This window comes from Modestobacter sp. Leaf380, from assembly GCF_001424485.1.
Taxonomy (GTDB): Bacteria; Actinomycetota; Actinomycetes; order Mycobacteriales; family Geodermatophilaceae; genus Klenkia.
On sequence record NZ_LMQC01000025.1, the window covers coordinates 175932 to 188779 of the forward strand.

Annotated in this window: 6 protein-coding genes and 1 pseudogene; 2 read left to right on the forward strand and 5 right to left on the reverse strand. The window is 73.7% G+C overall.

What is annotated here, in order from left to right; all coding sequences use genetic code 11:
• Positions 1 to 22 precede the first annotated feature (22 nt).
• Positions 23 to 5554, reverse strand: a complete 5532-nt coding sequence (locus ASG41_RS22685) for a type I polyketide synthase (RefSeq protein WP_056301175.1) — start codon at positions 5552 to 5554, stop codon at positions 23 to 25.
• A gap of 188 nt (positions 5555 to 5742) precedes the next feature.
• The gene (locus tag ASG41_RS22690) at positions 5743 to 7806 is read right to left on the reverse strand and encodes an MFS transporter (protein ID WP_056301178.1); all 2064 of its coding nucleotides are present in this window, start codon (positions 7804 to 7806) and stop codon (positions 5743 to 5745) included.
• Between the two features lie 180 nt (positions 7807 to 7986).
• Here ASG41_RS22690 and ASG41_RS22695 point away from each other — a divergent pair, with 180 nt between their 5' ends.
• Positions 7987 to 8190, forward strand: coding sequence for an MbtH family NRPS accessory protein (locus ASG41_RS22695; RefSeq protein WP_056301182.1), 204 nt, complete (start codon positions 7987 to 7989; stop codon positions 8188 to 8190).
• A 2-nt stretch (positions 8191 to 8192) separates the two neighbouring features.
• Complete coding sequence (locus ASG41_RS22700) at positions 8193 to 9146, forward strand: LLM class flavin-dependent oxidoreductase (protein WP_056301186.1); 954 nt, start codon at positions 8193 to 8195, stop codon at positions 9144 to 9146.
• Positions 9147 to 9152: 6 nt separating this feature from the next.
• On the opposite strand, the gene ASG41_RS22705 is transcribed toward ASG41_RS22700, so the two are convergent.
• The 3 genes and pseudogenes from ASG41_RS22705 to ASG41_RS25575 all read right to left on the reverse strand — a co-directional run.
• Complete coding sequence (locus ASG41_RS22705) at positions 9153 to 9914, reverse strand: thioesterase II family protein (protein WP_056301193.1); 762 nt, start codon at positions 9912 to 9914, stop codon at positions 9153 to 9155.
• The gene (locus ASG41_RS25570) at positions 9908 to 11827 is read right to left on the reverse strand and encodes a non-ribosomal peptide synthetase (RefSeq protein WP_082557256.1); all 1920 of its coding nucleotides are present in this window, start codon (positions 11825 to 11827) and stop codon (positions 9908 to 9910) included. The genes ASG41_RS22705 and ASG41_RS25570 overlap by 7 nt, the downstream gene beginning before the upstream one ends.
• A gap of 9 nt (positions 11828 to 11836) precedes the next feature.
• Positions 11837 to 12839: pseudogene (locus tag ASG41_RS25575) on the reverse strand (condensation domain-containing protein); the annotation flags it as partial.
• Between the last annotated feature and the right edge of the window lie 9 nt (positions 12840 to 12848).

The window sequence follows — 12848 nt, forward strand, 5'->3', positions numbered from 1 at the left end:
CCCCCTCCTGCCCGCCGACGGCTCAGGTGCGGACGGCGATCGCCCGCAGCCGTGCAGCCGCGTCCTCGTCGGACATCCCGACCAGCAGCTGCACCACCAGGTCCTCGATCCGCGCGGACAGCGCGCGGGGCACCCGGGTCTCGAACAGCCCGGCGACGGTCAGGTCGACCTGGAACTGCTCGCGGATCCTGGCCACCAGCTGGACGGCGATCAGCGAGTTGCCGTTGAGGTCGAAGAAGTCGTCGTCGACGCCCACCCGGTCCAGACCGAGGGTGTCGGCCCACATCTCGGCCACCACCCGCTGGATGTCGTTCTCCGGCTCGGCGTAGGGCGTGATGAGGCTGCGGACCGCGACCGACGAGCTCGCCTTCGGGGCGGCCTTCATCTGCTCCTCGAGGGCGTCCCGGGTGACCTTGGCCGCCATCCGCATGCGCTTCACGAAGCTGTCCGGGCAGACGATGACCTGCGGCGCCACGCCCGAGTCCAGCACCTCCCGCAGCATCGGGTAGCCGTCGACGGGGTCGATGCCGAAGTCCACCTGCTGCGTCCGGAGCATCGCGCGCTCCAGCTTCTGCGAGGTGTGCGGGTCGGCCGCCGACGACTCCGCGGCCGGGGGCAGGACGGCCGCGTCGAGGGACGCGGTCGACATGCTCTCGTCGGCGAACTCGAACATGGTGAAGCCCTTGATCGCGACCAGCTCCGCACCGTCCTCGCCGGCCAGCACGATGTCGCTGCGGATGAGGGCGCCGCTGGTGTCGTCCACGTGCTTGATGTAGCTGTAGAAGCGACGGGGCAGGGGCGCCCGGACGGTGATCTGGTCGTAGCCGAAGGGCACATGGCTGTTCTGCCGGGCCACGATGGTCTGGCCGAGGGCGTTGGCCTTGTCCAGCAGGGCCGGGTGCAGGCCGAAGTCGGACAGGTCGTCCAGGAAGGCCTCGTCGAGCTCCACGAGCACCAGCTCGTCGAACAGTCCGTCGTCGGACCGGTCGCCGTGCCAGTGCGCCTTGATGGCGTCGGCCCACCGTCGGCCCAGCGTGATGATGTCCTCCTGCGGGCTCTCGGCCTCGTCCTCGTGGTGGCACACGGCCCGCCAGGCGTCCAGGTCGTGGTGCGGCGCGGTGTCCCGCGGCCCGGGGCCCACCCGTCCGGTGGTCAGGCGGGCACCGTCCGCCGGGTCGACGACGGCCACGTCGTAGACACCTGCCGGGCCAGGGGTCATGACGAGGTGCACGGTGCGCCGCTCGTCGAAGGAGACCGGCTGCGCGAAGACGATGTCCCGCACGAGCGCGGTGTCCGCGCCCGTCACCTCCTGGTAGGCCGCCCGCACCATCTCCACCAGGCTGGTGCCCGGCAGCGTGGGCCGCCCCAGCAACCGGTGTTCGTCGGCGACCCAGTCGGCCGTGGTCAGCGTCTTGACGAAGACGATCTCGTCACCGCCGGCGCCCAGCAGCCGGCTGCCCAGCAGGGGGTGCGCCACCTTCTCGTAGCGGTGCCCCTGCTCGAAGGACGCGAGCATGTCGGGCAGGTCGATGTCGGCCGCCATCCCGACCTTGGCCCAGATCGGCCAGTTGATCGTCACGACGTGTGCCCGACCGCCGCTGCGGCTGCGGGCCCAGGAGTCCATCACCGCGTTGGCCGCGCAGTAGTCGAACAGGCCGTAGTCACCGGTGAAGACGGCGAAGGTGGAGTAGCAGACCACCAGGTCGACGTCGTCGCCGAAGACCTCGTCGACGGCCAGGGTGCCGAACACCTTGGGGGCGAGCACGTCCTCGGCGTCGTCCGGCGACCGGGTCTCCACCATCCCGCCGCCGGTGATGCCGGCCGCGTGCAGCACGCCGTCGACGGGTCCGAAGGCGGCCTCGGCCTCCCGACGCACCGCCGCGAGCTGCTCGACGTCGGTGACGTCGGCCGCGACGACGAGGACCTCGCCACCCAGGGACTCCATCTCCTGCACCGCCCGGATGCGGGTGGACTGCACGGTGTCGGGACCGTCCAGGACCTCTGCCCAGTGCTCCCGCGGAGGCAGACCGTTGCGGCCGAGCAGGACCAGCTTGGCCTGGTGCCGCTCGGCCAGCTCCCGAGCCATGACCAGCCCGATCCCGCCGAGCCCGCCGGTGATGACGTAGACCCCGCCGTCCCGCAGGGTCGGCGCGTCGGCGGCGGGCCGGGTGAGGTCGACCTGCTGGTGGGACCAGGTCCACCGCTTGCGTCCGCGGTAGGCGACCATCGGTTCGGCCGCGTCGGAGGTGACCTCCCGCAGCAGCTGCTCCACGCACGCCGCACCGGCACCGGTCGGGACGTCGACCGACCGGCAGGTGGTGGCGCTGAACTCCTTGGGGAGCAGCCGCACGAAGCCTTCGACCGCGTTCTTCACGGGTTCGACCGTCTCGGTCCCGACCACGTCCTGCATGTCGCTGGTGAGCAGGTAGAAGTCCGTCGGGGGTGCGGCGGCGTTGGACGACACGGCCTGCGCAGCGGCCAGGATGCTGAAGAAGCCGCGGTCCAGCCCGTCCCGCGCGCGGCCCATGGCCGTGGCGCCCTCCAGCTCCCCGGCCAGCCAGCCGTGCACCACCTTCAGCCGGGGGGCGCCGTCGGCGAGGGCCGCGGTCAGGACGGCGGAGTAGTCCGCCACCTCCCGGGGCCGCACCGTGCAGGTGTCGCCGTCGACGCCCTGCTCCGCGCCGGCCCGGACCGCGACGACCCGCGCACCGGCCGCCCTCAACCGGTGCGTCAGCTCACCGACCGCGGCGGTCCCGGTCGGCTCGAGGACGACCCACACGGCGTCGGTGTCCACCGGTCCCGGGGTCGGCAGTGCGGTCTCCTTCCACACCGGCACGTAGTAGGGGCCGGTCTCGCCGTCCCCGGTGTCCCCGGCCTGCTCGACGCCGGTCCCGGCGGTCCGGCGGCCGTCCAGCCACAGCCGCTGCTTCTCGAACGGCACCCGCGGCAGCGGGATCCGGTGCCGCGTCTCCCCCGACCACAGCGCCGGGACGTCCAGGCGCGCGCCGGTCTGCCACACCTGGCCGACCGCGGACAGCAGCACCGCCGTGTCCGACTGACGCTGCTGCGGGTGCCGCATGGCGGGGACCGCCAGACCCTGCTTGTCGGCCGGGAGCTGGCGGCGGACCAGCCCGGTCAGCGTCTGGCCCGGGCCCAGCTCCAGCACGACCTGGCCGGCGTCGCACAGCACCTGCGCGGCGTCGGAGAAGCGCACGGCCGAGCGCAGGTGGGCCGACCAGTACGCGGGGTCGACCGCCTGCTCGTCGGTCAGCCAGGCGCCGGTCAGGTTGGACAGGACCGGGGTCTCGGGCGCCCGGCGGGGGACCCCGGCCACCAGCTCCTCGAACCGGCCCAGGACCGGCTCGACCATGGCCGAGTGGAACGCGTGGGAGGTGAGCAGGACCCGGCCCTCGATCCCCTGGAAGCGCAGGGTGGCGGCGAACCCCTCGATGGCCTGGTCGGTCCCCGAGACCACCGTCAGGTCCGGCGCGTTGACCGCGGCGACGTCCAGGTCGGCGGGCAGCATCGGCGCGAGCACGTGCTCGGGCAGCGGGACCGCCAGCATCGAACCGCCGGGCAGCTCCTGCATCAGCCGCCCCCGGTCGGCCACCAACCGCAGCGCGTCGCGCCAGTCGAAGACCCCGGCCACCGTGGCGGCCACGTACTCGCCGATGCTGTGGCCCACCACGGCGTCGGCCGCCAGGCCCCAGCTCTGCACCAGCCGGGCGAGGGCGTACTCGACCACGAACAGCGCCGGCTGGGTGAACTCGGTGCGGTGGATCCGGTCGTCGGTCCCCCCGTCCTGGTCGCCCGGGTACAGCACCTCCCGGACGTCCCAGCCGACGTGCTCCCTCAGCACCTCGGCGCAGGCGTCGACGCACTCGGCGAACACGGGCTCGTCGTCGTAGAGCTCACGGCCCATGCCGGGGTACTGCGCCCCCTGCCCGGGGAAGGCGAACGTGACCGGCCGGGTCACCCCGCGCGGCGGCACCACCCCGGGTCCGGGCTGGGGGACACCGGCCGCCAGCCGCTCGGCGGCGTCGGTCCCGTCCGTGGCCACCAGGAACCCCCGCACCGGTCGGGCCGTGCGGCCGACCGCGAGGGTCCAGGCCGCGTCGGCGAGGTCCTCGGGCCGCTCGCGCAGGTGGGCGCCCACCGCGACCGCGTTGGCCTGCAGCCCGGTGGGGGTGCGGGCCGAGAGCAGGACGAGCTGGTGCCGGCGACGGGGCGACGAGGACGGTGCGGTCTGGGGGGACTCCTCCAGGACCAGGTGCCCGTTCGTGCCGCCGACGCCGAAGGAGCTGACGCTGGCCCGCAGCGGGCCGGACTCCGACTTCCAGGGGGTGAGCTCGGTGTTCACGTAGAACGGCGAGGCCGGGAAGTCGATCTGCGGGTTGGGCTCGTCGAAGTTGATGGTGGGGGGCAGCACGCGGTGGCGCATGGCCAGCACGGTCTTGATGACCCCGGTGACGCCGGCCGCGGCGCCCAGGTGCCCGACGTTGGTCTTGACCGACCCGATCCCGCAGTACTGCGTGCGGTCGGTGTGCTGGCGGAAGGCCCGCGTCAGGGCGTTGACCTCGATCGGGTCCCCGACGTAGGTGGAGGTCCCGTGGGCCTCGACGTAGGAGATCGTGGAGGCGTCGACCCCGGACCGCTGGAGGGCCTGCGTGATGGCGCCGACCTGGCCGTCGATGCTCGGGGCGGTGAAGGCACCCTTGTCGGCCCCGTCGTTGTTCAGGGCGGTGGCCCGGATGACCGCCAGCACGGTGTCGCCGTCGGCGAGGGCGGCGTCGAGCCGCTTGAGCACCACCACGCCGGCGCCGCTGCCGAAGACGGTGCCGCGGGCCTTGGCGTCGAAGGTGCGGCAGTGCCCGTCCGGTGAGTAGAGGCCGCCCTCGCTGTAGAAGTAGCCGGACACCCGAGGGACGAACTCCTCGACCCCTCCGGCCAGCGCCATCTCGCAGTCGCCGTTGCGCAGCGCCTGGGAGGCCAGGTGGATGGCCGTCATGGACGTGGAGCAGGCCGTCAGGCAGGTGAGGGAGGGGCCCCGCAGGTTGAGCCGGTAGGACGTCCCGGTGGCCAGGTAGTCGGCCGTGTTGGCGATGTTGGTCGAGAGCTGCCCCATCAGCGCCACCACCTCGGGATGGCGGTTGACGTTGTCCTCGAGGTAGGTGTTGAGCCCGGTCCCGCCGTACACGCCCACCCGGCCGGGGTAGGTGGCGGCGTCGTAGCCGGCGTTCTGCAGCGCCGTGTCGCACTCCTCGAGGAAGACCCGGTGCTGGGGGTCGAGGATCTCGGCCTCCCGGGGGCTCATCCCGAAGTACCCGGCGTCGAACATCTCCGCGTCCTCGGTGACCGGCGCGGCCTTCACGTAGTCCGGGTTGGCGATGGAGGTCTCGGGGACGCCGGACTCCCGCAGCTCGTCATCGCTGAAGAAGGTGATGCACTCGACGCCGGCGACGATGTTGGCCCAGAACTCGTCGACGTCCCGGGCCCCCGGGAACCGCCCGGCCAACCCGATGATGGCGATCCCCGTGTCTTCCCCACCGCTCACCGTTCTGCCCTCCGGTTGCACACTCGACTGCGACGGTCGACCAGGTCGACACCGGGCTCCGGGGTTGTCCGAAGCCGGACGTGAGGAGTGTCGACGTCCGTGCGGGCCCGACGACAGGGCTTGGCGACTAGTCGCCAGGACCTCGCCGGGCACCCCGCCAGGACCCCGTCGGACACCCCGCGCACGGGTCAGCGCTGCCCGAGGAACGCCACGACGGCCAGGCCGACCAGGACGACGGGGACCGCGACCGGGACGGCTGCCCGCCATCGGGCGACCCGGTCCTCCGGGCGCAGCCCGCACGCGCCGGCCAGCACGGCGCCGACCAGGAACCCGCCGACGTGGGCCGCCACGGCCGTGCCGGGCACCGCGAAGGTCGTCACCGCCCCGACGAGCACCAGTCCGACGGCCAGGGCAGGGTTGCGGCCCAGCCTGAGGTCGACGAGCAGCAGCGCGGCGAACAGCCCGAAGACCGCTCCCGACGCCCCCGCGGTGAGCGACCCGTGGTCGAGCAGGTAGGTGGCCACGCCGGCGCCCAGGGCGCTGAGCAGGTACACCCCCAGGAACCGGGCCGGGCCCAGCACAGGTTCCAGCCGGCGGCCCGCGAGCACCAGCAGCAGCATGTTCACGGCGAGGTGGCCCAGCCCGTAGTGCAGGAAGCTGGCCGTGCCGAGGCGCCAGACCTGCCCGTCATCCACGGCGGGCCCGTTCATCTCCCCCGCCAGGTGCAGGGGGCCGATGCCGTCCCAGACGACGTCCTCGAGGGTCAGGCCCTGCTGCCGGCCGACGACGACGAGACCCACGACGGCCACCAGCACGTTCACCGCCACGAGCGCGGTCGTCATGCGCCGGGCCCGGGCGGCCCGGCCCGGCTGGCCCCTCCGCGCTGGCCGGTCGGTGTCATCGGCGTCGGGGTAGACGTCGGCCGGGTCGTGGGCCCAGACGCCCTCCCGCAGGCGGAGCACCGCGTACCCGGTCAGCCCGGCGGCCAGGACCGCGGCGACGACCAGGGGCACGCGCAGCGCCGGCTCCCGGCCGACCAGCGGGATGGCCACCGTCACCAGACCGCCACCGATCAGCGACCCGATCGACAGCGGTCCCCAGGCCAGCAGCCGGTAGATGCTGTTGACCCGGCCGAGCATGTGCCCGGGGACGGTGCGCTGCCGGTAGGAGATCGTCACGACGTTCCAGATGACGGCCAGTGACCCGGCGACCAGCAGGGCCGCGGCCACCACGAGGGCGCTGGAGGTCAGGCCGATGGTCGTGCTGACGGCGACGTTGCCCACCAGGGTGCCCAGCAGGACCCGGCGCGGGCCGAACCTGTCCTCCAGGCCCGGGGCCACGGCCGAGCCCGTCGCGGCCCCGACGGCGCCCACCGCGAACAGCAGGCCGTACTCACCTGCCCCCAACCCGAGGATCTCCTGGGCGAACAGCACCTGGGTGCTGATGACGACGGCGCTGGCCAGGTTGAGCAGGCCGAGGAAGATGCCGAGCTGCCGCAGCACCCGGTGCTGCCAGAAGAAGCGCATGCCGGCGGCCATCTCGGTCCGCAGCGAGCGGTCGGCCGGGGGTGCCACCACGACGGCGGGGCCCCCGGCGGGCACCTGGGGGCGGACCAGCACCAGGAGCGCGGCCGCCACGGCGAACAGCCCGGCGTCCAGGGCGAAGGGCAGCGAGACCGACACCAGCAGCAGCCAGCCGCCGATCGCGGGGCCGAGGAAGGTGCCCCCGACCGTGTCGGCGAGCATGAGGTGACTGTTGGCCCGGTTGATGTGGGCCGGGCGCACGAGGCTGGGCAGGATGGTCTGGCTGGCGTTCTCGTTCATCACCGCGAACGAGCCCAGCAGGAACCCGACCAGGTAGATCATCCACAGGCTGGTGACGTCGAGGAGCACCGCCGCGGCCAGCAGCCCGATGACCAGCGCGCGGGTCAGGTGGGTGCTGGAGATGAGCCGGCGGTGCTCGTAGCGGTCGACCCAGACCCCCACCGGCAGGCTGAACACCAGCCACGGCAGCTCGGCGGCCACCACGGCCCCGGCGACGAGGAGCGGGTCGCGGGTCAGCTGGGTGGTCAGCCACGGGAAGGCCACGAAGGTGATGCCCGACCCGAGGCTGGCGACGAAGGTCGCCCCGAGGAGCGCCCAGAAGCTGCGGCCCATGGCGGCCTCGGCGACCGGTGCGGCGACCGGTGGAGTGCCCGGTGCGGCGACCGGCGGGGTGCCCGTGCGGGTCGTGTCGGTATCGGCGTCGGTCACGTCGCTCCTCCGGCCGGGCCTGGGGGTGCCCGGGTCCGGGTCAAGCGGACGCCTCCGCCGGACCGGCGTCAACGTGCTGACCACTTGTCGCCAGCTCGCTCGGGTGGGTTGCCGGCGCCGTGCCGCGACGGCCAGCATCGGGGGACGGTGCCGGTCGGGCGCCCCGTCGAGGAGGTTGCCGTGTTCGAGGACGACGACGACCGCCACTACACGGTGGTGGTCAACGACGAGGAGCAGTACTCCATCTGGCCGGTGGGCCGGGAGGTCCCCGCCGGGTGGGCCGAGGTGGGGGTGACCGGGCTGAAGGCCGCCTGCCTCGAGCACGTGAACGAGGTCTGGACCGACATGCGGCCCAAGAGCCTGCGCCTGCGCATGGGTGGGTGAGGGTGCCCCGCACCGGGGTGGCCGTCGAGCTCGAGGAGCTGCCGATCGGCGCCCTGGTCGAGCGCACCCGGCTCGCCGAGGAGCTCGGCATGGACTCGGCCTGGTTGGTGCAGCTGCCCAACATGCGCGACAGCGCGTCGCTGCTGGCCGCGATGGCCGCCACCACCGACCGGATCGGCATCGGGGCCGGCATCCTCCCGGTCTACACCCGCCCCCCGGTGGTGATGGCGCAGACCGCCGCCACCGTGGACGAGCTGTCCGGGGGTCGGTTCACCCTCGGGCTGGGCCTCGGTCACCGGCTCACCGCCGAGTGGGCCCTGGGCGTCCCCCAGGGGCCACCGCTGGCCGCGATGCGGGAGTACCTGGAGGTCGTGCGCACCCTGCTGCACGACGGCGAGGTGCACGTGGACGGGGCGCACTACCGCGGCCACGCCCGGTACGCACCGCCCCGCCGGGACGACCTGCCGGTGTGCCTGGGGGCGCTCAACCCGAGGATGGTCGAGCTGGCCGGCGAGGCCGCCGACGGCCTGCTGCTGTGGAACTGCACGGTGGGCTACGTACGCGACGTCGCCGTCCCCCGGCTGCACGACTCCCTGCGCAGGGCCGGCCGCGACCCCGACGGGTTCCCGGTCGTCGTCATCACCCCGGCCGCGGTGTCCGAGGACCTCGACCACGACACCGCCTGGATGCGGGACTACCTGCAGAACTACGCCCGGATCCCGAACTACCGGGCGATGTACGAGGCCAGCGGCCTGGGCCACGACCTGACCGGTGGCCAGGTGGGGGACGACCTGCTGCACGCCGCCAGCGTCATCGGCGCCGACGACCTGGTCACCGAGCGGGTGGCCGAGTTCGCCGCCGCCGGGGCCACCGAGGTGGTCGTGTCGCCGATGGCCAGCGCCCACCACGACGCCGGGCTGTGGCGCCGGACCCTCCAGGCCGCGCTGCGGGCCTGACCGCGGTCAGGCCGGCGGGCCGGCGGAGCCGATGCCGCCCAGCTCCGCCGCGACCAGCTGCACGATGGAGGCCCGGCGCCGGTCGAAGAAGGCGTGGTCACCGGGGAACAGCCGGAGGGTGAAGTCCCCGGTGGTCTCCTCGCGCCAACGCATCATGGTCTCCACCGAGGTGGTGACGTCGTCGAGCGCGCCGAAGACGGTGACGGGCACCCGCAGCGGGTCGCCGGGGCGGTAGGTGTCGCTCTCGAAGACCTCGTAGTCGGCCCGCACGCTGGGCTCGAAGAGCGCGAAGAGGCCGGGGTCGTCGATGATCACCGGTGGGACGACGCCCAGGGCCCGCAGGTGGTCGGCGAGGTCGGTGCTCGACATGCGGTGCACGGCGCTGTCGCGCCGGACGCTGGACGGCGACGGGCAGGCGCAGACGAACAGGTGCGCCGGCGGGCGTCCGGTCTGCTCGAGCAGGCGGGCGAGCTCGAAGGCCGTCAGCGCGCCCGAGCAGTAGCCGAACAGCGCGTACGGGAGGTCGAGCTGGTCGGACAGGCCACCGACCAGCTGGCTGACCAGGTCGCCCATCCGGGTCACCAGCGGTTCCCGCAGTCGGCTCTCGCGGCCGGGCAGGCGCACCGCGCACAGGTCGACGCCGGGGGGCAGGCCGTCGCCCCACCCGCGGAAGGTGGACCCCCCTCCCCCGGCGTGCGGCAGGCAGATCAGTCGCGAGGTCGCCGTCCCCGTCGGGCGCAGCCGCACCACCCAGGGCGAGCTCAGCATGGCCGGTCACCGTCCGTCCCGTCCGCACGGCCCTCGAGCAGCACCGCCAGTCGGTGGACGGTGGGGTGCTCGAAGACCGCGCTGACCGGGACCCGGGACACCGTCGACCGCCCGACCAGGTCGGCCAGCTGCGCGGCGAGCAGGCTGTGCCCGCCCAGGTCGAAGAAGTCCTCGTGCACCCCGACGACGTCGACCCCGAGCACCTGGGCCCACAGCTCCGCCAGGCGCTGCTCGAGAGCGCTGCCGGGTTCGCCGACCGGTTCCCGCGCCGCCTCGACGGGGGCGGGCAGGGCCGACCGGTCGAGCTTGCCCGTGACGGTGCTGGGCAGGTCGTCCACCACCGTGATGCTGCTGGGCACGAGGTGGGCGGGCAGTGCAGCGCGGGCCGCGGTCCGCACCTGCGCGGCGGTCACCGACCCGTCGGTCACCACGAAGGCGGCCAGCTCGGTGCCACCGGTGCCCCCGCGACGCCACGGCACGACGGCGGCCTGGCGCACCGCGGGCACCGCCTCCAGGGCACGTTCGACCTCGCCGGGCTCGACCCTGCTGCCGCGGACCTTGAGCTGGTGGTCGACCCGGCCGGCCAGCTGGACCTGCCCGTCGGGCAGCAGCCGCGCCCGGTCACCCGTGCGGTAGAGCCGGGCCCCCGGGAGGTAGGGGTGCGGGACGAACCGCTCGGCCGTGAGGTCGGGCCGCCCCCGGTAGCCGCGGGCCAGGCAGGCACCCCCCACGTGCAGGTGCCCCCGGGCGCCCACCGGGGCGGGTTGCCCGGCGCCGTCGAGCACGTGGAGCTCGACGTTGGCCAGCGGGGACCCGATCGGGACCTCGGACGAGGACGAGGACGACGACGACCACGACGGCGACCACGACGAGTCCCACGCCTCGGCCGACCCGTACAGGTTGTGCAACGACCGGCCGGGCAGCTGCGCGGCGAACTGCTGGGCGAGGTCGCCGGGCAACGGTTCCCCGGAGCAGACCCACAGCCGCAGCGCGGGGAGCGCGGAGCCCAGGTCCTCGACGTGCGCGAGCAGCGCGCGCAGCAGGGTGGGCACCAGCAGGAAGCGAGTGACCCCGCCCCGGGCGAGCACGTCGACCAGGGCGCAGGGGTCGCGTCCCTGGTCGGTCCCGACGACGACCGTCGGGATCCCCTGCAGCACGCCGCCGAGGAGCTCGGCGAGCGAGTCCACGAACGCGATCGGGGTCTTCATGCAAGCCACGTCGCCCGGGGCCGCCGGGCACTGCGCGGCGAACCACCCGACCCGGTTGACCACGGCCCGGGCGGTGATCTCCACGCCCTTGGGCGCACCGGTGGACCCGGAGGTGTAGATGACCGCGACCACGTCGTCCGGGGTGGCGAGCGGGGGCTGCGCGGCGCTGTGCGCGCCCTGGTCGACGGGCAGGTCGTCCAGCAGCAGCAGGGACGGCCCCGCGGGCAGCGCCGCCGCCAGGTCCGCGGTGGTGAGCACGGTGCCCACGCCGGCATCGGCCAGCAGGTGCGCCGTCCGGGCCGTCGGGTGCTGCACGTCCAGCGGCACGTAGGTCCCGCCCACCTTCCACACGGCCAGCACGGCGACCGGCAGCTCCAGGCCCGGGGGCAGGTGCACACCCACGGTGGTCCCATGGCCCACCCCGGCACGGGTCAGCAGCCGGGCGAGCACGCCGGAGCGCTCGTCGAGCTCCCGGTGGGTCAGCTGCGCCCCCCCGTCGGTGAAGGCCGCGGCGTCAGGGGTCTCGACTGCTCCCCGGGTGAAGCGCGCCACCAGGCTGTCGTCGCCGAGCTCGAGGACCGGCCCCGGCACCAGCTCGTGCACGATGCGGTGCCGCTCGTCGGGGCCGGGGAGGACCAGGGTGTCCACAGGGGCCAGCGGATCGGCCACCACCTGCGCCAGCACGTGCCGCCAGTGACCCACCATCCGCTCCANGCTCGTCGGGGCCGGGGAGGACCAGGGTGTCCACAGGGGCCAGCGGATCGGCCACCACCTGCGCCAGCACGTGCCGCCAGTGACCCACCATCCGCTCCACCGACTCCGCCGTGTACAGGTCGGTCGCGAACTCCACGAACCCCGCCAACCCACCCGACCCCGTCGGCCACACGTGGAAGGACAGGTCGAACGTCGCCGACGACGACTGCGCCGGCAACGACTCCACCACCACATCACCCAACCGGGACACCTCCTCGGGCAGGTTCTGCACCACCAACGCCACCTGCACGAACGGCGTGGCACCCACCTGCCGCTGCGGAGCCACCTCCTCCACCACCCGGTCGAAGGGCACCTCTTGGTGGGCGAACACCTCCAACGCCCCGGCCCGCACCCGCCCCAGCAACTCCCGGAACGACGGACACCCCGACAGATCCCCCCGGAACACCACCGTGTTCACGAAGAACCCGATCAACCCCTCCAACTCCGGCGCCGACCGGTTGGCCACGAACGACCCCACCACCACGTCATCCACACCCGCCGCACGCCCCACCACCACGTCCAACCCCGCCAGCAGACCCATGAACACCGTCGCGCCCTCGGCCCGACACAACCCCGCCAACCCCTCCGACAACCCCACCGGGAACTCGAACCGCACCCGATCACCAGCACCGGACCGCCGCGGCGGACGCGGCAGATCCGTCGGCAGGTCCACCACCGCCGGCGCCCCCCGCAGGTACTCCCGCCAGAACCCCACCTGCTCGGCCAGCACCTCCCCGGCCAACCACTCCCGCTCCCACACCACGAAATCGGCGAACTGCACCGCCAACTCACCCAACGGCGAACCCTCACCCCGCACGAACGCCCCGTACAGCACCGACAACTCACCCAACAACACCGAACCCGACCACCCGTCGAACACGATGTGGTGCGCCGACACCACCAACACGTGCTCCACCGCCGACACCCGCACCAACGACCACCGCGTCAACGGCCCCACCGCCAGGTCGAACGG